Origin of the sequence: Phenylobacterium sp. (genome assembly GCF_031984885.1) — a bacterium.
GTDB lineage: Bacteria > Pseudomonadota > Alphaproteobacteria > Caulobacterales > Caulobacteraceae > Phenylobacterium.
This window is the reverse complement of the sequence record NZ_DAMABV010000017.1, coordinates 22,523-42,402: the sequence shown is the minus strand read 5'-3', so window position 1 is coordinate 42,402 and position 19,880 is coordinate 22,523. Positions and strand designations below refer to the sequence as shown.

The following is a 19,880-nucleotide window of genomic DNA, read 5'->3' as shown; positions in this document are numbered from 1 at the left end:
TGCCCGCCGCCACTTTTCGCCGGGAGCCCCAGATGACGCGCAGATCGCGCCCCGAGATGATCGCCGAGACCCGCGCCAAGCTGATCGCCGCGGGGCGCAAGGCCTTTGGCGAGCGGGGCTATGCCGACGCCTCGATGGACGACTTCACGGCCGAGGCCGGCCTGACGCGCGGCGCGCTCTACCATCACTTCGGGGACAAGAAGGGCCTGCTGGAGGCGGTGGTCCGCCAGATCGACGCGGAGATGGCCGAGCGGCTGAAGGCGATCGCCGCCGCCGCGGCCACGCGCTGGGAAGGCTTCGTGCAGGAGAACATCGGCTATGTGGAGATGGCCCTGGAGCCGGAGATCCAGCGCATCGTGCTGCGCGATGGGCCCGCCGTGCTGGGCGATCCGTCGCGCTGGCCGAGCGCCGACGGCTGCATCGCCGCGATCCGGGCCAACCTGGAGCAGTTGCAGGCGGACGGGGTGGTCAGGGACGACATCGACGCCGACGTCGCCGCGCGGCTGATCTCCGGCGCCTCGACGGACGCCGCCCTGTGGATCGCCAACGCCGCCGACGCCGCTGCGGCGTCGCGGAAGGCGGTTCCGGCCTTCAAGGCGCTGATGGAGGGGCTGCTGCGCGGCCCCCGGCCCGCCGCCGAGTAGCGAGCCCGGGTCTTTTTGGGTCTGGACGCGCACGCCGCGGCGCCATTCCCCATGGCCCTGATCGCCGACGCAGGCCATAAGCCATCCCATGGTCGCCTCCCTCGCGCCGCGATTTGAACTCGACGAAACGCCGAACCTGGACGGGGCGCGGGAGATCCTGCGCCGCACCTTCGGGCATGCCGATTTCCGGGGGCGGCAGGCCGAGGTGATCGCCGAGGTGCTGGCCGGGCGCAGCGCCATGGCCGTGCTGCCGACCGGCGGCGGCAAGAGCGTCTGCTACCAGATCCCGGCCATGATGCGCCCGGGCCTGGGGCTGGTGGTCTCGCCGCTGATCGCGCTGATGACCGACCAGGTGGCGGGCCTGCAGCAGTCGGGCGTCGCCGCCGCCAAGCTCGATTCCACCGGCGAGGCCTGGGAGCGGGCGCAGACCTGGGAGAAGATCGACCGCGGCGAGCTGGACCTGCTCTACATCTCGCCCGAGGGGCTGATGCAGCCCTCGATGCTGGAGCGGCTGTCGCGCGTGCCGCTGGCGCTGCTGGCCATCGACGAGGCGCACTGCGTGAGCCAGTGGGGCCACGACTTCCGGCCCGAGTACCGGATGCTGGGCCGGCTGGCCGACATCTTCCCGGGCGTGCCGCGGCTGGCGGTCACCGCCACCGCCGACAACCGCACCCGCGAGGACATCCGCGCCGAGCTGCGGCTGGAGGACTCCGCCGAGTTCGTGGCCAGCTTCGCGCGGCCGGAACTGGCGCTGTCGGCCGAGCGCAAGCGCGGGGCGGGCCACAAGCGGGTGCTGGAGCTGGTCGCCGCGCGGCCGGGCCGCTCGGGCGTGGTCTATGCCGGCTCGCGCGACGGGGTCGACAAGCTGGCCGAGGCGCTGCGCGGGGCCGGGGTTCCGGCCCTGGCCTATCACGCGGGCCTGGACAAAAACGTCCGCGCCGACCGGCTGGAGAAGTTCCTGGAGGCCGACGAGGCGGTGATGGTCGCGACCATCGCCTTCGGCATGGGGGTCGACAAGCCCGACGTCCGCTACGTGATCCACGCCGACCCGCCGGCCTCGATCGAGGCCTATTGGCAGGAGATCGGCCGCGCCGGACGCGACGGCGACCCGGCCGAGGGCATCACCCTCTACGGCTCGGCCGACATGGCCTGGGCGTTCCGGCGGCTGGACGGCCGCGACGTCGACGAGAGCGTCAAGCAGGTCCAGGGCCGCAAGGTCCGCCAGCTCTACGCCATGCTGGACGGCACGACCTGCCGCGCCGCCGCCGTGCGCCGCTATTTCGGCGAGGAGGGGGTGAAGCCCTGCGGCCAGTGCGACCTGTGCCTGGGCGAGGTCGAGACGGTGGACGCCACCCGGCCCGCCCAGATGGCGCTGTCGGCGGTGCATCGCATGGGCGGGCGGTTCGGGCGCGGGCGGCTGGTCGACCACCTGCTGGGCAAGACCAAGGACCCGTCGGGCTTCGAGGCCGGCCTCACCACCTTCGGCATCGGCCAGGAGCTGAGCGCCGTGGCCTGGCGCGACCTGATCGACCAGTTGCTGTTCGACGGGCTGCTGCGCGAGGATCCCAACGACGGGCGGCCGCTGATCGGGCTGGGCGACGCCGACGGGGTGAAGGCGATTTATCGCGGCGAGCGGCAGGTTTCGTTGCGCAAACCCCATGAACCTGAGCCGCGGGCCCGGACCAGCAACCGTCGCAAGGGCGGCGCGGCGCCGGCCTCGGTCGCGCCGCACGACCAGCCGATCTTCGAGGCGCTGCGCGCCTGGCGCCGCGACGAGGCGGCGCGCCAGCACCTGCCGCCCTATGTGATCTTCCACGACCGCACCCTGGCCGAGATCGCCGGTCGCAAGCCGGGCGACCTGCCGGCGCTGGGCGCCATCTCCGGCGTCGGCGAGGGCAAGCTGCAGCGTTACGGCGAGGCGGTGCTCGCCGTGCTGCGTGGCATGGACGCCTGAGCGACGCCTAGACCTGGTGGAAGGAGTAGGCGGCCGTCATCTTCTTCTCGGCGTGCTCGCTGCGGTCCAGCCCGCAGTGGAACATGCCGCGGTCGCCGTTGACCCAGACGCTGTCGACGGTGAAGGCGCAGTCCTGCAGCATCTTTTCGCAGCATAGCGGGTTGGGCGACCAGAAGTTGGTGTAGTCGCCGTTGTCGCTGACGCCCGGCCGGTACTCGGCGAACGGCTCTTCCTCGTGCTTGCGGCTGACCGCCGTCTCCAGGATGAAGCGGTCCTTGACCAGCGGGCGCAGCGCCCAGAGGCCGCGCAGCATGTCGGGCAGGTGGTAGAGGACGCCCAGGCAGATCACCAGGTCGAACGGCTCCAGCCCCAGCGTGCCGACATTGTAGATGTTGGCGTTGATGAAGTTGAACGAGCGGCCCGACAGCCGCTCCATGGTCCCGAACCCGTAGAAATCCTTGGCGGCGTAGTCGACCGCGGTCACGTCGGCGCCGCGGGCGGTCATCATCTTGGTGAAGTAGCCGTCGGCGGGGCCGATCTCCAGCACCCGCATGCCGGTCATGTCCGCGGGCAGGTCGAGCTTCTCCAGCGTACCCGAAGGATCGTACACGCCGGGCGTGATCACGCCCGGGAAGATTTCGAACTGGTGATACCACCACGGACGCGCGGTCACGATCTTTTCGGCTTCGACGAGGTCCACGGCCCACTCCAAATCGCCATTCGGGGGGCGCAACCATACCTAAAGCAAGACCAAAGACAACGACCTGCGCGGGTTGGTGGTGACGTAGCAAAGCGGGCGGTGTTGATAGGGCGCTGAGGCGTCTTCAGCCGTCGGAGCGTTATCCACGGAGATCGCCCCATGCGCAGCCGCCCGCAATATATCCATCTCCGCCCAGGCCGCCAGTTTTTCGGAGTTCGACGCATCCTGGTCGGCGGGCGTCTAGGGATGAAATCGCCTTCTAATTGCGCGCAAAGGAATGGCTGAAGCTCTGCCCGGAAAGAACGAGGTCTCGGGCGGCCTTGAGTCGCTTTCCCTCATAGCGGCCAAGCGCATCCGCCACGCCACTTGCGAGCATCTCGCGTTTTAGCGCCTCAGCAAGCGCTAGTGCGTCTTGGGCCGACGCGGCGAACCCTTTGCCGGTCATGGGCGAAGGTACGTGGGCGGCATCGCCAACCAGACATACGCGCCCGCGCGCCAAGCGCTCTGGCATGTATTCGGCGACAGGTGTTCCGATCACTTCGCGCCGTTCGATGCAGTGAAGAATGGCTTCGCGCCAGGGGTCAGGCCAAATCTGCCGCGCTTCGGCAGCCAGTTTCTCAAACGTCGACGCCGGAATCCTATCCGGCCGGATCGTGCGCTGAACAACGTCGCCTACAAGGCAGCCGGATGTACGCAGCAGGTCGTTTTGGCCCGCGTCGTACCAGCCCCAACCAATCCGCCGCTTTCCTACGGCGAAGGTGCCGCCCGCGCCGGGCAGATAGTAGGCGTTGAGGCAATAGTCCCGCTCGTAAAGGATCGCGAGTTGCGATGGCCACGGCCTCGACCGAATCAGCTGCTCATTAACGAGGCCAAGCCAGATCAGGTAGCCGGCGAATTTGGCATCGGGACGCTCAGGCGCGACATGACGACGGACGACGCTGGCATGACCATCAGCGCCGACGACGATGTCGCCGCTGACCACTTGGCCATCTTCCGCCACCACCCATGCGCCGCGTTCGTCTTGATCCACGAACGCCACGCGTACCGGTGATCGAATGCAGATATTGGGATCGGCCTCGGCCGCAGAGCGCAGACCGGCATGCACATCGGTCCAAGCCTGCGCCCCCGTCGGGAGAACGGTTGTCCCAGCGTTCGCATGCCGGCCAGTCAGGCGTTCAAGCAGCCCCTCGCTGACCTCCAGCGCGGCGCCCGTGCGTGACTTGCGATCCGAGCGCTCCAGCACCGTCACATGCAGTCCGAGCCTGGACAACGCCAGGGCGCTCATCAGTCCGGCAAGCGAAGCGCCTACGACGACGGCTGTGTCAGGAGGCGTGTTTAACTTTGGCGATGAAAGAAGGCCGCCATCGGCTGCTTTCCCTGGGGTATGAAATGGTCGTTCAATCAATGTCGTAACTCCTCCTGCGCAGCGTCGGCTTGAAATCGCACTGGTCAGATTCCAAACGGAAGGCAGGCTACGTTTATTATACGTAGGGTTACTACGTTTACCAAATTTGATGACGCGGCGTGCCTGATCGGCTTGGAATTGATGCGATCAGCAGGTCGATCCCCGCCGTTCCCGCAGCACGACACCACCCCTGCGGACCCCTCCCTTCCCACTAACTTGAAGTAGAGGCCACAACAGCTTGCAGGACCGCGCGGTGCTACTCGGCGGCGGACGATGTGAAGGTCGCAGTCCGCATTCGCTTCAGGCCAGCGGCGACAATGAACACGACCGCCAACGTGAGAATTACGTCTGCCACGAGAGCGAGTTGGATCCCGGCCAGAATATCGGCCTGCAAAGCCATAACCGCGCCGAGAACCGGAATTCCGACAGTGACCGCAACCTGCTGAGTCATGGTCAAAAGGCCGGTGGCCAGTCCTTCGTTTTCATCCGTCACTTCCGATGTTGCAGCAACCGTGGCGGCGACGACGGCGGTGATGTGACCGAAGAAGCCTATGAACAGCGCAGGGATCAGCAGCCACAGCCAGGATGGACTGTCGCCAAGCATGATCAGCGGCGCGGTGAAGATCGCCTGAACCGCCATTGCCACCAGAAGTACGGGACGCGCGCCGCGACGAGCGATGATCCGGCCCGCGATAACACCCGCCGCGACGGCCGCTAGCCCCGGAACACCAAAGATCAGGCCGGTCGTCATTGCTCCAAAATGCAGCGTATCCTGGAGATACACCGTGACCAGGAAGATCAGCCCTGCCTCCATCGCGAAGACAATCAGCAGCGCCAGGTTGCCCCAACGTACCGACGGCAATGCCAACATTTCCAAGGCGACTAAAGGGGACTTTGCTCGGCGCTCGATCGAAAAGAACAGCGCCAGAAGAATGGCTCCCACAATCAGTACCGGCAGTGAACGCTCGGTGATCCCGAACACGATGGCAAAGAGCGCAAGCGTGACCGAGACGGCGCCCGGGATGTCGAGCTTCACGTCCTCGGACGTGTGGGTTGCCGGAACGGCAAACGGCGTCAACGCAAGGATCGCAACAGCGAAAGGCACGTTGATCAGGAAGGTCCAGTGCCAGCTCAATGCGCCGACGAGCAAACCGCCCGCCAGCGCGCCGACCGTGAAGCCGGCGGAAAGCAATGCGCCGTTCAGACCCAGCACGCGCGCGCGTTGTCTTTCATCGGCAAATGTCGTGATTAACAGCGACAGAGCAGCCGGCGCCGTCATTGCGGTTGCCACGCCCTGCAGAGCACGCGCGGCGAGAAGCGTCACTGGCCCGGTCGCCAGACCACCCATCAAGGACGACGCCGCAAGCAGCGCGAGTCCCAGGAGAAGCAGGAGGCGCCGCCCGTAAAGGTCGGCGAGCCGCCCGAAGAGGAGTGACAACCCAGCGGCCGGCAGCGCAAAGGCTGTCGCGACCCAGGGCAGGCTGACAAGATCCAGACCTACCGCCCGCCCGACCTCGGGGAGCGCGATGTTGAGGATCGAGAAATCGACCGACAGCATGAAATTGGTGCCGAGAAGAAGCACGGCGATCAGACGTTGCCGAGGCGTCATAGTCGGTGGTTCGCCTGTCTGGCGCAGAGATAATTGCGATGTCGCCATCGGGCGGACTCCTTGAGCGTTTTCGGATACGTTCAGCATCACTGTGGGCCATCCGGCAGCAGCGCTCTCCGCTCCGGCCACCGAAGACACGCCATCGCAGAGCAGGCCTCCTCCGCTGTTGCGACGGTCAGCTCGATGCGGATCGCGCCGAGCAGACTGATGACCCCACAGAGGTCTCCGGCGCCTTTCACACTCGTCATCCGACGCGAGAACCGCCAGGCATGTCCTCACACGGGCTGCTTCTCCTTTTTGGGCGCCCGCGATATCAAGCCGCTCGAAAGCGCCTCTTCTGCTGCGTGCTCGGATTCCGTCGGAAGTCGCATCACCTTGGTTCCAAAGCGCCGCGCCCCGTGATAAACCGAAGGATCACTACGCTTATTATACGTAGACACCCTACTCTTATCAAGGGGCTTCCTTGACTTGAAGGCAGACACCACGACGAAGACGACGCGCCGGCCTCGCGCTGACGGCGAGCGAAACCGAATCCGATTGATCGAGGCGGCCAAGCGCGCCTTTGCGGAAAAAGGCGCAGGCGTTGCTCTTGAACATGTCGCGCGCGGCGCGGGCGTCAGTATCGCCTCGCTCTACCGCCACTTTCCGACACGCGATGAGCTTATCTCAGAAGTCTACCAGCAGGAGGTCACGGCGCTGATCGAGGCAGCCGATGAACTGATGAGCGAGCGAGAACCGGTGTCTGCGCTCCGCGAGTGGCTGCTGCTGTTTGTGGAGTTTCTCGATGCCAAACACGGCATGGCCGCAGCGATGGATACCCTAATCGGCGGACCGGAACCCATCTACAGCAAGACGCCACACCGCCTCGACGTGCCCGTTAAGGCGCTGGTCTCGCGTGGGGTCGCCACTAGCGTCTTTCGCGACGACATCGAGCCGCACGATTTGCTTCGCGCGCTCTCCGGGGTGGCGCACGTCAGGCCCGGTGAACACTGGAAACGGCAAGCAGTTCGGATGGTCGATCTTCTGCTCGGTGGCTTGCAGCTCAACGTGCCGGACCAGAAGTAGAGCCCTACGGCTCAGAAGCGGGGACGCTCCTGCGAGCCGCAAGGTTCCGGTATGCGACCCTGTCAACCGTCAGTCGAAACGGTAACGGACTTCCATACCTCAATTTCCTGTTGCAGGCGCGCGACCCTATCCGACACAAGGCCGAGGGCGTCGCTGCCGAGCAGGAGTTGCGGTGGAGGATTGTTGGACTCGATCAGGCCCAGAACGGCTGCTGCGAGCATGGCGGGATTGCCAAGCTGTTTGCCGCTCTTGGCCTGCCTTGCCTGCCGGATCGGATCGAACAGCGCATCGTAGTCTGGAATCGACCGCTCAGTCCTGGTCATCGAACGTCCAGCCCAATCCGTTCGGAACGAGCCAGGGCACAGCGCCGTCACGTGTATGCCGAAGGGCGCCATCTCCGCGCGCATGACTTCTGAAATGCCCTGGAGCGCGAATTTGCTTCCACCAGTAATAGGCGATGCCGGGCATGGTGATCATGCCGCCCATCGAGGTCACGTTGACGATGAATCCACGGCGCCTTTCGCGGAACAACGGCAGGAACGCCTTTGCGACGGCGACCGCGCCGAAGACGTTTACGTCGAACTGGCGCCGCATCTCCTCAAGGGGTGATTCCTCAAGGATTCCCTCGTGACCACAGCCGGCGTTGTTGATCAGCACATCAACCGGCCCATGATCCTCTTCGGTCTGCCGGACGATGTCAGCTACCCGGTCGAATTCGGTTACGTCACACAGGACTGGGTGAACCGCAGGCAAACGCTCCGCGAGCTCCGCCCGCGACTGTTGCGAGCGGACGGCGCCAACGACCTTATGACCCTTGCGGCTTGCGGCGGCCGCGATTGCGAAGCCGAAGCCGGAATTCGCGCCGGTGATGAAAAATGTCTTAGACGACATGCTGGGCATTCTCCAATTGATCCCTTGAGGCATTTGACTGATAGTATCGATCTATGCGGGTATCGATTGCAGGTTCTATGAATGCCTTGCCCCATCCTATGAGTGCGGAGAAAGAGCCGACCAAGCGGCACGAACTCGTGGAACTCGCCGATCGTCTTGCGCCCCTTCAAGGATACAATCCGACGCCGCTTCATGGCGTCCGCATTCTCAGAGCCGAGACGGTGCTTCACGACGTTCCCGTGCTCTACAAGCCGGGCGCAGTCTTCGTGTTGCAGGGCCGCAAGCGGGGCATGCTTGAAGGCGAGGTCTATCTCTATGATGAGGAGCACTATCTGGCCGTGTCGGTGCCGGTTCCGTTTCGAATGGAATCCGTGGCGAGCCCCGAACGGCCATTGCTCGCGGTTTATGTCGAATTCGATATGCGCCTGGCTGCCGAGATCGTCTCGGAAGTGGACATGAGGCCGTCAGATTCGTCCGTAGGAAAAATGAGGGGTCTCGTGTCGAGCCGGATGGAGCCGGATATTGAAGATGTTCTGCTGCGGCTGCTGCGGACGTTGCATGATCCGGTCGAGCTTGCTGTCCTGGGCGCCGGCATCCTGCGCGAGCTGCATTATCGGGTGCTTGTCGGCCCGCAGGGCGGTGCGATGATCTCAGCCTTGCGGCAGCGGGGTACGTCCGGGAGGATCGTGCAAAGTCTCACGCGGCTACGCGAGAACTACGGCTCCCGCATTTCGGTCGCCGCGCTGGCCAGTGAAGCAGGCATGAGCGTCCCCTCCTTCCACGTCCATTTCAAAGCCCTGACCGGCAGCACGCCGATACAATATGTGAAGGCGATGCGACTTCACGAGGCGCGCCTGATGATCGCGCGTCAGGACAAGACGATTGCGGAGGTCGCAGCGTCAGTCGGCTACGCGAGCCCCGCCCAGTTCAGCCGCGATTTCAAGCGACACTTCCGGCGCACCGCCTCCGAAGAGGCCGGGTGGGTTCGCCAGCATCTTGGTGAACTTGCCTGAGCACGGCAACGTGCAGCCGACTGAACGATTCTGGGTCTACCGGGACTCCAAATGAGCAGGGTCCCGGCTCAGCCGGAAGAAATTACTAACTACGCCGATTCTTCTACGTCACCGCCCGCGGGTTCGCGGCCGGCTGCGTGAGGCCCATGCTAGGCGCGCGCGGCGCGGGCCTGCGCCGCCTCCGCGGGCTCGCGTTGCAGGATGCAGCCGTACCATCCCAGGCCGCGATAGGTCTCGTAGCCGGGGGTCAGGGCGTAGCCGACCGTGGCGCCTTCCAGCGAATAGCTGCCCATGCCGACCGCTGCGGCGGGCAGCCTGAACTGTTCCTCCAGCGCGCCGGCGCGGTCGGACGCGGCCAGCACCCGGCCGGCGTGGTCCAGCAGCATGACCCGCGAGCGGCTGCGCTCCTCGGCCGTCAGGCGCACGCCGTCGACCACGGCCTGCGCCTGGGGGCGCCAGTCGAAGTGGATGCCGAGCACGCCCAGGACCTGGCCGTCGCTGCGGCCGTCCTCGCGGATGGCGGCGGCGTAGGTGGCGACCGGCTCGCCGCCGAGGGCGGGCGAGCGCTCGATGTCCCAGGCCACGAACTCGTCGCCGTCGCGTGTGCGCATCGCCTGCTGGAACCAGCCGGCCCCGGCGACCGACAGCGCCGCCGCCTGCGGATAGCGCTCGGGCCGGCCGCTGGCGACCACCTTGCCGGCGGCGTCGCAGATCCAGAGGTCCAGATAGACGGTGTAGGCCGAGAGGATCATGCCCAGCCGGCGGCTGGCGTGGCGGGCGGTCTCGGGCGACGGCGCGGCCAGCGCCTCGACCACGGCCGAATCGGTCGCCCACCAGCGCACGTCGCAGGTGCGCTCATAGAGGTTGCGGTCGATGATCTCGATGGCGTTCAGCGCCAGGTCGGCCAGCCGCTGGCCGCGCATGTGCGCGAGGATCGCCGCGCCGACCTCCGAGAGCTCGGCCAGGTCGGTGCGGACCTGGCTCTCCATGGCCAGGGCGACCTCGTCGATCTCGGCCGCGATCCGCTTGAACTCCTCGGCGACGATCGCGAAGCCCTTGCCCGCCTCGCCGGCCCGCGCGGCGGTGATGAGGGCGTTGATGGCCAGCATCTTGGCCTGGCGATTGATCGCCGAGATCTCTCCGATCTTGTCGCCGGCGACCGTCGACAGGCGCGCGGACAACTCAAGGATCCGCTCCGGTACGAGCGTGCCGTCGGATTCAGACATCATCTCCCCCGGATCGTGGCTTCTACGGCCATCCTTCCGCAACCGAATCAGGACGTTAGACCAAGCTTCGCCATGCGGTAACGGGCCTCGCGACGACGGCGGCCCGGCGCCTGATTGTTGGGCGTCCAGACGCCGAAACTGCCCAAGGACCCGGCGTCTGCGAGCTTCTGAACGCGGTTAACGCCGGCTCAACGCCCTTCGCCTATCGTCGCGCCATTCGAGGGAACGGGCATATGGCGGTCGCGATCCTGCAGGCGCGGATGAGTTCGTCGCGGCTGCCGGGCAAGGTGATGAAGCTGCTGGCGGGGCGGCCGATGGTCGAGCGCCAGATCGAGCGCCTGCGCCGCTCTGCGACCCTGTCGCGCCTGATCGTGGCGACCAGCGACGATGCTTCCGACGACGTGCTGGCGAGCTTCCTTGCGGACATCGGCGTCGAGGTCCATCGCGGCCCGCTGGCCGACGTGCTGGGCCGCTATGTCGGCGCGATCGAGGCGCTGGGCGTGAGCGGCCAGGTGGTGCGGCTGACCGCCGACTGCCCGCTGGCCGATCCGGGCGTCATCGACGACTGCGTGCGGCTGCAGGCGCGCCTGCGCGTCGACTACTGCTCCAACGGCCGCAACCGCACCTATCCGCGCGGGCTGGACGTCGAGGTGTTCGAGGCGCAGGGGCTGCTGATCGCCGGGCGCGAGGCCAGCGATCCCTATGACCGCGAGCACGTGACGCCGTTCCTCTACCGCAACCCCGACCGCTTCACCCAGGGCGAGCTGGTCCAGGGCCGTGACGAGAGCGCCCTGCGCTGGACCGTCGACACGCCCGAGGACTTCGCCTTCGTGGAGCGGGTCTACGCCGCGCTCTATCCGACCAAGCCGGACTTCACCTCCGACGACATCCGGGCGCTGCCCTTCTCCCATTTCGAATCCGAGCTTTAGGAGTCCCCCCATGACCAGCGCCCCCGCCGACCCGAAATCCGCCTGGGCGGGAGAGTTCGGCGCCGAATACACCGCGCGCAACGTCGCCTCCGACGAGGCGCTGCGGGCGCGGACCTTCATGTGGGGCCGCTTCGCCCAGGCCTTCGCCGGCGATCCGCCGAAGTCGATCCTGGAGGTCGGCTGCAACCTGGGCCTCAACCTGCGGGTCATGCCGCGGCTGCTGGGCGCCGAGCTCTCGGCCATCGAGCCGAACGCCGCGGCGCGCGAACGGGTGCTGGCGGACGGCGTCCTGCCGGCCGAGCGGCTCCACGCGGGCTTCGGCGACAAGATCCCGCTGGCCGACGGGGCGGTGGAGATGGCCTTCACGACCGGGGTGCTGATCCACGTCGACCCCTCGCGGCTGCCGGCGACGATGGAGGAGATCCACCGGGTGTCGTCCAAGTACGTGCTGTGCGCCGAGTACTTCTCGCCGCGGCCGGAGACGCTGAGCTATCGCGGCCACGAGGGCCTGCTGTTCAAGAACGACTTCGGCGGCCTCTACATGGACCGCTTCCCGGACCTGAAGCTGGTCGACTACGGCTTCTTCTGGAAGCGGGCGACGGGCTTGGACGACGCGACCTGGTGGCTGTTCCGGAAGGGATAGACCCTAGACCTGACGTGTCGTCCCGGAAAGCCCGCAGGGCTTGTCCGGGACCCATTCGCGCCGGGCCTGACGAATGAGGCGCCGCCCCGCCGCAAAAGCTCAACTGACCTGATGACGCGGTGGTCGGTGGATTTGGCTCTGAGCTATTCCACCATCGACCAGTCGAGCGGCGCGCCGCGGGGCAGGGCGCGGGTCGCCTTGCGGCCGAGGACCTGCGGCAGGTGCTTGGGCGGCAGGCCGAAGCCCGGGCGGATCGAGCGGACATTGGTGGGGGTCAGCGCCTCGCCGGCGGCGACGTCGGCGACCACGTAGAGCGAGCGGCGGTGATCGCGGCTGGAAGCCTCGGACGGCGCCTCGTCGTAGCGGACCGAGCCGAGCGCCAGCCAGGCGTCGCGGCACTCGACCACCAGCCGTTCCAGCTCGGCCGGCTCTAGCGAGAAGTCGGAATCGACCCCGCCCTCGGCGCGGCTGAGCGTGAAGTGCTTTTCGATGAAGCAGGCGCCCAGGGCCACCGCCGCCACCGAGGCGGTGACGCCCATGGTGTGGTCGGACAGGCCGGCCAGGACGCCGTGCTCGGCGGCCAGGTGCGGCAGGGTCAGCAGGTTCATGTCGGACGGCGGGGTCGGATAGCCGCTGTTGCAGTGGAGCACGATGAGCTCGCGGGCGCCGGCGGCGCGGGCCGCGGCCACCGCCTCGGCGATCTCGGCCGGGGAGGCCAGGCCCGTCGACATGATCAGCGGCTTGCCGGTGCGGGCGCACAGCTCGATCAGCGGGATGTCGACCAGCTCGAACGAGGCGATCTTGTAGGCCGGGGCGCCGAGGCTTTCGAGCAGTTCGACCGCAGTCGGATCGAAGGGCGAGGAGAAGACGGTGACGCCGATCTCGCGGGCGTGGGCGAACAGCCGCTCGTGCCAGTCCCAGGGGGTGTGGGCCTCCTGGTAGAGGTCGTAGAGCCGCCGCCCGTCCCAGAGGCCGCCCTCGACCGTGAAGCCGGGGCCGTCATGGTCGATGGTGATGGTGTCGGCGGTGTAGGTCTGCAGCTTCACCGCGTCGGCGCCGGCCGCCTTGGCCGCGTCGATCAGGGCCAGGGCGCGTTCGATCTGGCCGTTATGGTTCCCCGACATCTCGGCGACGATATAGGGCGGATGGCCGGGGCCGATCTTGCGGCCGGCGATGGTGACGAGGGGTTGGCTCACGCGCCGTCTCCAGGTTCGAGCCGCGCCAGCACCGGCGCGATCTCCGCGAAACTCGGCGCCTCGGCGTCCGGCGGGAAGTCGCCGTGGCCGAGGGCCGAAAACTTGCCGGTGCGGACCCGCACCGAGCGGCAGCCGGCGGCGGCGGCGGCGGCCATGTCGTGGCCGGGATTGTCGCCGATCACCACCGCCTGGGCCGGGAAGGCGCTCAGCCGGCGCAGGGCCTCAAGATAGCAGGCCGGGCTCGGCTTGGGCGCCTCGTGCTCCCAGCAGAGCAGCACCTCGTCGACCAGGTCGGCGACGCCCAGGGCCTCGACCTTGCGCGACTGCATCAGGGCCAGGCCGTCGGTGACGATGGCCAGCCGATAGGACCTGGCCAGCGCCGCCAGGGTGTCGGCGACGCCGGGCCAGAGGCTGATCGTCGGGCGATGGTCGCGATAGACGCCGACCAGTTCGGCGATCAGCGCCGGGGAGGCAGGCAGCCCGGCCTGGGCCAGCACCGCGTCGAAGATGCGCCCGCGCCCATGGGCGTCGAGTTCGGCCTCCATGCTTGCGGCGAGGGCAGCGGCGTCCAGGCGCGGATGGCGCTGCGCGAGCTCGTCCGCCACGGCGCGGAAGCCGGAGAGCACGTAGGTCCGCTCGTCATAGAGCGTGTCGTCCAGGTCGATGAGCAGGGCGCAGATCACAGGGCCGCCAGCTCGGCGTCGGTGACGATGCGGTCCTGGGCGTAGCGCAGCATGGTCAGGCCGTAGGCGATCGGGCGCGGGCGGGCGGCCTCGGCGGTCCGGCCGCGGGCCATCTGCAGGATGCGCTCGGGCGAGGCCAGGCCGGCCTGGATGGAGAGGTTCGAGGCCCCGCCGAAGCGCGGATTGACCTCGATGAACCGCGTGCCGGCCGCGTCGTGGAAGGCCTGGACGACGTTGTGCCCGACGAGGCCGAGGGCCGCGCAGAGCTTCAGCGCCTGGTCGGCGAGGGCGGGGATGTCCTCGGTGCGCGACTTGGTCGCCTCGCCGCCGTGGACCAGCAGCCGGCGGCGGGCGAGCGCCTGCAGCGGCGCGCCGTCCAGGCTCATCAGCACGTCGATGGTGAACTCCGGGCCGTCGTCGAAGGCCTGGACCAGGTGATCCTCGCCCGCCGGCAGGTCGGCGGGGCCATCGACGCGGCGGGCGCCGCGGCCGCCGGCGCCGTCCACCGGGCGCACGAAGACCGGATAGCGGTCGGGGGCCTCGCCAGGGGCGAAGGTCCTGGGCGTGGCCAGGCCAAGGCCGTGGCAGACCTGGGCGAAGCGGCGCTTGTCGCGGCAGAGCGCCAGGGCGTCCTGCGACGGGACCAGGACCGTGACGCCCTGCGCGTGCAGGCGCTCGCGGGCCGCGGCGAGCACGGCCAGCTCGCCGTCGCGGGTGGGGACGATGAGGCCGACGCCGTGGCGGGCGCAGGCGTCCGCCAGCGCGCCCGCGAAGCCGGGGTCGTCGCTGCGCGGCAGGATCAGCGCCTGGTCGGCCGCGAACAGGGCGGCGTTGTCGCGGGCGATGTCGGCGGCGATCACCTGGCCGCCCAGCGGCCGCGCGGCGGCCTGGAACGCCTGGACCAGCAGGACCTTGGCGGCGGCGCTGAGAATGAGGACGTTCATCGCCGCCCGCCGGCTCCCGTCTAGATCGGCCGGGCGTAGGCGGTCTGGTTGCGGCCGACCCCGGCCCGCGCGCAGCCGCGCCGGAACTCGATCACCGCGTCCAGCGAGCGCTCGCGCCACAGGCCCATCTCGAAGGCGACGCGGGTGAAGTGGCAGTTCCGGCCCTTGCTGCGGTCGCGCATGTAGCCGGTGTCCGGATTGAGCAGGAAGATGTCGATGGGGAATTCACCCAGGTGCTCGACCACCTCCCAGCCGTGGGCGGCGAGCGCGAGCGGCAGGGTGTCGGTGTTGAAGTAGTTGAGGTGGTCGGGGGCGGCCAGCCAGAACTGCGGGTCGGCCAGCCCGCGCGCGACGATCTGGTCCTGCAGCCAGGAGCCGTCGTTGGGCACGGCGACGCGCAGCAGGCCGCCGGGCGCGACGATGGCGCGCAGCCGCTGCAGCAGGCCCATGGGGTCGATGACGTGCTCCAGGACGTTGTTGCAGATCACCAGGTCGTAGACCTCGCCCTTGGCGATCTCCTCGTCGAGCAGGGCGAAGGCGTCGCCCAGCATCAGGTGCGGCGTCAGGTGCGGGTGGAACTCGCGCACGCCGTCGTCGGTGAAGTCCAGGCCCTTGGCCTGCCAGCCGCGCTTGAGGAAATAGTCGAGGGTGAAGCCTTCGCCGACCCCGACCTCGAGCAGGCGGCCCGGCGCGCGGTCCCAGACCCGCTCGGTCTCGGCCGGCTGCAGCAGCTTGTGCTCCAGTTCCTCGGCCGTGTAGCCGTGGGCGTAGGGGGTGCGGCCGTCGGTGGCGCCGAAATACTTGTCGCGATAGTAGGCGGCCAGCTCGTCCGGCGTCGGGCGCGGCTCGATCTCGAAATAGCCCTCGGGCCGTTCGACCAGTTTGAGGCTCAAGGCGACACTCCCCCTTCGACGGCCCATCTGCCCCTGATCGTAGTTAAGGCTCCGTCAATCTGGATGCGCCGTGCGGTCGCAGATGCGGGAAAACCCTGATTGACCCGGGGCCGCGCCGGGGCCGAGCCTCAAGCCTCTGGAAGCCGAGGGCGCCATGGGCCGGGTACGCGCTGCGATCGTCTGTCTCCTCGCCCTGGCCGCGGCCGGCTGTTCGACGATCGGCGCCCAGCGGGTCGGGATCGACCGCGACGACTACACCGAGCGCCTGCGCGACAGCGAGAAGGAGCAGTTGCTCTCCAACATCGTGGCCATGCGCTATGGCGATGCGCCGCTGTTCCTGTCGGTGGCCTCGGTGATCAGCCAGTACACGCGCGAGAGCAGCGGCGGGCTGAACCTGAAGTTCTCGCCGCCGAGCGACGCCGAGACCGGGGGCGTGAGCGGCGCGGTCCTGCTGCGGGAATCCCCGACCGTGACCTACACGCCGCTGTCGGGCGAGCGGTTCACGCGCAGCCTGCTCTCGCCGATGCCGCCCGGATCGCTGCTGGCGATGATGGAGGCCGGCTGGGCGTCCGACTACCTGCTGCGCATCGCGGTGCGCTCGATCAACGGCGTGCGCAACACCAGCCGCGCCGAGCTGTTCGCCCAGGCCGGCGACCTGGAGTTCGAGGCGGTGGCCGCCGCCATGCGGCGGCTGCAGGGCAGCGGGGCGCTGAACCTGCGCCTGCACGCCCAGGAACACGGCGTGGCCGGCGTGGCGCAGGTCGCGCCGCATCCGGCCCCGGCGCAACTGGCCGATATCGAGCTGCTGAAGCGGCTGCTGGGCGTGAAGTTCGACGGCGAGCAGGTGCGGGTGGTGTTCGCCGCCCGGCCGACCGCACCGGGCGAGCTGGCGATCTCGACCCGTTCGATGTTCGAGGTGCTGGGCGAGATGGCCCAGGGCGTCGACCTGACCGGCGGCGGAGAGTTCTCGGCCGACGCCCTGGTGCGGGTGCATAGCGGGACCAGCCGGCCGGCCCAGGCGCACGTGGCCGTGCAGCATCGCGGCCGCTGGTTCTGGATCGAGGCCGACGACGTGCGCTCCAAGCAGGTGTTCTTGTTGGCCCAGGTGATGCTGTCGCTGAGCGACGAGGCGGACGCGGCGCGCGCCCCCCTCGTCACCATTCCGGCCGGCTAGAACCGGGTCTTCAGCTCCACGCCGATGGTGCGCGGGTCGTTGACGAAGCCGGTGAGGTTGTTGAAGTCGATGCCGCCTTCCAGGCTCTCGTCGTCGGTGATGTTGCGGGCGAAGACCGCCGCGTCCCACTTGCCGTCGTCGGTGGCGTAGCCCAGGCGCAGCCCGCCCTCCAGCAGCTTGTCGTCGGTGAACTCGACCGAGCGGTAGAGGAAGAAGTTGATCTTCGAGCGGTAGGCCCAGTCGGTGTAGGCGTAGAACTCGCCGCTGCGGAACGGGATGGCGTAGCGGGCGGTGACGTTGGCGATCCAGCGCGGGGCGTTGGGCAGGCTGTTGCCGTCGACCAGCACCGTCCCGGGCGCGCCGGCCGGGTCGAGCACGGTGCAGGGCGCGCCGCAGGGCTGGATGGCCAGGCTCGAATCCTTGATCTCGGTGTGGCTGTAGGAGAGGCCCGCGGTCAGCAGCAGGTGCGCGATCGGGTTGGCCTCGCCGTTGAACTCGAAGCCGTAGCCCTCGGCGTTCTGGGCGTTGACCAGGCGGTTGAAGTTGGCGCCGCCGCCGACGGCGGTCAGCTGCATGTCGTCGACCTTGTAGTAGTAGACCGAGGCGTCGACCCGGGCCCGGCGGTCGAACAGGTCGGCCTTGAAGCCGGCCTCGTAGGACATCAGGGTCTCGGTGTCGGCGACCGAGATGGTCGAGCCGAACAGCAGGCGGCCCTGGATCGAGGGGGCGCGATAGCCCTTGGCGATGCGGGCGTAGAGGTTGACGTCGTCGTTCACCGCATAGGTCAGGCTGACATTGAAGCTGACGTCGTCGCTTTCCGGGTCGGCGGCCAGGATCGGGGTCTGCGGCAGGCCGATCGGCGACAGGGTCTGCTGGGCGATGAACTCCTTCTTGTCGTTGGAGTAGCGGACGCCGCCGCCGAGGGTGAGCTGGTCGGTCAGCTTGTAGTCGGCGTTGGCGAACAGCGCCCAGGCCTTGGTCTTCTGATGCTGGTAGGCGTAGCCGTTGCGGGCCCCGCCGGCCAGGGTGTCGAAATTGATGCTGTCGATCTTCAGGTCTTCGAAGAAGTAGAAGGCGCCGACCGTGTAGTTCACCCCGCCGTAGTCGCCGGCCAGGCGGACTTCCTGGCTCCATTGGGCGTGATAGGGCACGCCGTCGGCGCTCTCGGCCGGGAACGGGATCAGGCCCGGGCCCGAGGGCGGGGCGAACACCGCGCCGAAGCCGCCGTCGACGTCGCCCCAGGAGAAGGCGGTGACGTGCTCGTAGGCGGTGATCGAGGTCAGGGTCGGGCCGTCGCCCGCGAAGTCGTAGGTCAGCTTCAGGTTGGCGCCCGAGGCTTCCATGGTCTGGCCGGTGCGCGGCTGGGCGTCCTGGTAGATCGTCTCGCGGTCGAAGCCGGGGACGAGGTCGTTGGTCCCCGGCTGGATGATGTTGGCGCGGAAGATCTGCGGCGAGCCGTCGAGCTTCGAATAGTGGGCGTTCAGCAGGGCGCTGAACGACTCGTTGGGCGTGAACAGCAACTGGCCGCGGATGGCGCTCTGGTCGTAGCCGCCGGTGACGTCGTCCTGGCCGGTGAAGCCGTTGTCGATCCAGTCGTCGCGGTGCATCCAGATGCCCGACAGGCGCCCGGCCAGCACGCCGTCGATGATCGGGCCCGAGACCGCGCCCTGGATGTTGGTCGTGCCGAAGGTGGCGTAGGAGGCCTGGGCGTAGCCGCCGAAGGTCTGGGTCGGCTTGGCGGAGTCGAACTTCAGCACCCCGGCCGGGGTGTTGCGGCCGAACAGGGTGCCTTGCGGGCCGCGCAGGGCCTCGACCTGGTCGATGTCGAACAGCGGGAAGCTCTTCAGCACCGGGTTCTCCATCACCACCTCGTCATAGACGAAGGAGACGGGCTGCGAGGCGTTGAAGTCGAAGTCGGTGTTGCCCAGGCCGCGGATATAGGGGCGCGGGAAGATGCGGGCGTAGCTGGATTCCAGCGTCACGTTCGGAATGCGGGCCGAGAACACCCGGATGTCGCCGCCCGAGGATTGGAGGACCTCGAGCTTCTCGGCCGAGATGGCGGTCACCGAGACCGGCACGTCGTTGAGGCTTTCGGACCGCTTCTGGGCGGTGACGATGACCTCGCCCAGTTCGGTTTCCTGGGCGAAGGCCTGGGCCGGGGCGAGGATCGCCAGGCCGGCGGCGGCGGCCAGCGCGGCGTGCGCAGCCTTGTTCATGAAACGCATACGCGCAGTCATTGGCGGGGTCCCCCAGCGAGATTTCCCTGCGCTGTAGGGGACTTAGCGTCGTCATGGAAGTGCAACCCAAGCGTCAACGACGCGACATATCGCGCCTGTGGCGTCGGCGCCGCGCAATCAGGCGGACGCGCCTAGATGCCGGTCGCCAGGGCGGCGGCGTCCTGGGCCGGCTTGGCGGGGCGGCGGCGGGGCGGGGTATCGGCCGGCGCGCTCCAGAGGACGCGTATGGACTTGGGCAGGTTGGCCCTGACCTTGTCGACCTGGCCGGGGGCGAGATGGCGCGAGAGCACGTGGCAGACGGCCTCGATCGCCCGGCGTGGATCAAGGTCCCGGGCGTCGGTCAACCACTCGCCGACCTCGTCGACGAACTCGTCCAGGCTGCTGCAGCGGCTGGGCTGCCTGGCCGGCTGGTACTGGTCGTAATAGACGCCGCGAACCAGCAGCGGAAGCTGCGAGCCGAGATGGGCCGAGAGGTCCACCGGCAGGCGGTCGCGCAGCTTGTGCAGGACGGTGCTGAGGACCTTCCAGGCCGTGTGCCGATCGACCTCCAGCTCTTCGGAGATCTCCTTGAGCCAGGCGTTGGTCGTGTGCAGCGTCCTGTCGAAGACGTCCAGGCCGTTGACGCTCATGGGAGCCTCCTTCGATGGCGGACGTCTTGCCAACGGCCGCCGCCA

The 19,880-nt window shown here is 68.0% G+C and carries 19 protein-coding genes; 7 read left to right on the top strand and 12 right to left on the bottom strand.

Annotation, left to right across the window (positions count from 1 at the left end; all coding sequences use genetic code 11):
- Positions 1–32 precede the first annotated feature (32 nt).
- Both RTL41_RS18555 and recQ read left to right on the top strand, forming a co-directional pair.
- Positions 33–644, top strand: coding sequence for a TetR/AcrR family transcriptional regulator (locus RTL41_RS18555; RefSeq protein WP_312166608.1), 612 nt, complete (start codon positions 33–35; stop codon positions 642–644).
- 88 nt (positions 645–732) lie between these two features.
- Positions 733–2,598, top strand: coding sequence for a DNA helicase RecQ (gene recQ, locus RTL41_RS18550; RefSeq protein ID WP_312166606.1), 1,866 nt, complete (start codon positions 733–735; stop codon positions 2,596–2,598).
- Between the two features lie 7 nt (positions 2,599–2,605).
- Here the strand turns inward: recQ and RTL41_RS18545 are convergent, their stop codons facing one another.
- The 3 genes from RTL41_RS18545 to RTL41_RS18535 form a co-directional block, all read right to left on the bottom strand.
- Entirely contained in the window at positions 2,606–3,298 is a 693-nt protein-coding gene (locus RTL41_RS18545; protein WP_312166604.1) for a methyltransferase domain-containing protein, read from the bottom strand.
- A gap of 259 nt (positions 3,299–3,557) precedes the next feature.
- The gene (locus RTL41_RS18540) at positions 3,558–4,703 is read right to left on the bottom strand and encodes an FAD-dependent monooxygenase (RefSeq protein WP_312166602.1); all 1,146 of its coding nucleotides are present in this window, start codon (positions 4,701–4,703) and stop codon (positions 3,558–3,560) included.
- Positions 4,704–4,959: 256 nt separating this feature from the next.
- Positions 4,960–6,360 carry an MFS transporter gene (locus RTL41_RS18535; RefSeq protein ID WP_312166600.1) on the bottom strand — a complete coding sequence of 467 codons (1,401 nt, stop codon included), beginning with the start codon at positions 6,358–6,360 and terminating at the stop codon, positions 4,960–4,962.
- Positions 6,361–6,849: 489 nt separating this feature from the next.
- Between RTL41_RS18535 and RTL41_RS18530 the strand changes: the two genes are divergently transcribed.
- Positions 6,850–7,377 carry a helix-turn-helix domain-containing protein gene (locus tag RTL41_RS18530; protein WP_312166599.1) on the top strand — a complete coding sequence of 176 codons (528 nt, stop codon included), beginning with the start codon at positions 6,850–6,852 and terminating at the stop codon, positions 7,375–7,377.
- Positions 7,378–7,439: 62 nt separating this feature from the next.
- On the opposite strand, the gene RTL41_RS18525 is transcribed toward RTL41_RS18530, so the two are convergent.
- Positions 7,440–7,772, bottom strand: a complete 333-nt coding sequence (locus RTL41_RS18525; RefSeq protein ID WP_409418351.1) for a hypothetical protein — start codon at positions 7,770–7,772, stop codon at positions 7,440–7,442.
- Positions 7,687–8,268: an SDR family NAD(P)-dependent oxidoreductase gene (locus RTL41_RS18520; protein ID WP_312166595.1), complete on the bottom strand. Its 582-nt coding sequence runs from the start codon at positions 8,266–8,268 to the stop codon at positions 7,687–7,689. Before RTL41_RS18520 ends, RTL41_RS18525 begins: the two co-directional genes overlap by 86 nt.
- 53 nt (positions 8,269–8,321) lie before the next feature.
- Here RTL41_RS18520 and RTL41_RS18515 point away from each other — a divergent pair, with 53 nt between their 5' ends.
- Positions 8,322–9,281 carry an AraC family transcriptional regulator gene (locus RTL41_RS18515; RefSeq protein WP_312166593.1) on the top strand — a complete coding sequence of 320 codons (960 nt, stop codon included), beginning with the start codon at positions 8,322–8,324 and terminating at the stop codon, positions 9,279–9,281.
- Positions 9,282–9,430: 149 nt separating this feature from the next.
- Here the strand turns inward: RTL41_RS18515 and RTL41_RS18510 are convergent, their stop codons facing one another.
- On the bottom strand, positions 9,431–10,507 hold the full coding sequence (locus RTL41_RS18510) for a methyl-accepting chemotaxis protein (RefSeq protein ID WP_312166592.1): 1,077 nt from the start codon (positions 10,505–10,507) through the stop codon (positions 9,431–9,433).
- 233 nt (positions 10,508–10,740) lie between these two features.
- On the opposite strand from RTL41_RS18510, the gene RTL41_RS18505 reads away from it, so the two are divergent.
- Together RTL41_RS18505 and RTL41_RS18500 are read left to right on the top strand one after the other, a co-directional pair.
- Positions 10,741–11,436, top strand: a complete 696-nt coding sequence (locus RTL41_RS18505) for a glycosyltransferase family protein (RefSeq protein ID WP_312166591.1) — start codon at positions 10,741–10,743, stop codon at positions 11,434–11,436.
- Between the two features lie 10 nt (positions 11,437–11,446).
- Entirely contained in the window at positions 11,447–12,079 is a 633-nt protein-coding gene (locus RTL41_RS18500; protein ID WP_312166590.1) for a pseudaminic acid biosynthesis-associated methylase, read from the top strand.
- 143 nt (positions 12,080–12,222) lie between these two features.
- Here the strand turns inward: RTL41_RS18500 and pseI are convergent, their stop codons facing one another.
- Genes pseI through RTL41_RS18480 form a run of 4 tightly spaced genes read right to left on the bottom strand, consistent with a single transcriptional unit; the run spans position 12,223 to position 15,795 of the window.
- On the bottom strand, positions 12,223–13,275 hold the full coding sequence (pseI, locus tag RTL41_RS18495) for a pseudaminic acid synthase (RefSeq protein WP_312166588.1): 1,053 nt from the start codon (positions 13,273–13,275) through the stop codon (positions 12,223–12,225).
- On the bottom strand, positions 13,272–13,958 hold the full coding sequence (locus RTL41_RS18490) for an HAD family hydrolase (RefSeq protein ID WP_312166586.1): 687 nt from the start codon (positions 13,956–13,958) through the stop codon (positions 13,272–13,274). The genes pseI and RTL41_RS18490 overlap by 4 nt, the downstream gene beginning before the upstream one ends.
- The gene (locus tag RTL41_RS18485) at positions 13,955–14,902 is read right to left on the bottom strand and encodes an ATP-grasp domain-containing protein (RefSeq protein WP_312166585.1); all 948 of its coding nucleotides are present in this window, start codon (positions 14,900–14,902) and stop codon (positions 13,955–13,957) included. Before RTL41_RS18485 ends, RTL41_RS18490 begins: the two co-directional genes overlap by 4 nt.
- Positions 14,903–14,922: 20 nt before the next feature.
- The gene (locus tag RTL41_RS18480) at positions 14,923–15,795 is read right to left on the bottom strand and encodes a class I SAM-dependent methyltransferase (RefSeq protein ID WP_312166584.1); all 873 of its coding nucleotides are present in this window, start codon (positions 15,793–15,795) and stop codon (positions 14,923–14,925) included.
- Between the two features lie 154 nt (positions 15,796–15,949).
- On the opposite strand from RTL41_RS18480, the gene RTL41_RS18475 reads away from it, so the two are divergent.
- Positions 15,950–16,969, top strand: coding sequence for a hypothetical protein (locus RTL41_RS18475; RefSeq protein ID WP_312166583.1), 1,020 nt, complete (start codon positions 15,950–15,952; stop codon positions 16,967–16,969).
- Here RTL41_RS18475 and RTL41_RS18470 read toward each other — a convergent pair.
- Together RTL41_RS18470 and RTL41_RS18465 are read right to left on the bottom strand one after the other, a co-directional pair.
- Entirely contained in the window at positions 16,966–19,194 is a 2,229-nt protein-coding gene (locus RTL41_RS18470; protein WP_312166582.1) for a TonB-dependent receptor, read from the bottom strand. The genes RTL41_RS18475 and RTL41_RS18470 overlap by 4 nt on opposite strands.
- 143 nt (positions 19,195–19,337) lie before the next feature.
- On the bottom strand, positions 19,338–19,835 hold the full coding sequence (locus RTL41_RS18465) for a DUF2267 domain-containing protein (RefSeq protein ID WP_312166580.1): 498 nt from the start codon (positions 19,833–19,835) through the stop codon (positions 19,338–19,340).
- Between the last annotated feature and the right edge of the window lie 45 nt (positions 19,836–19,880).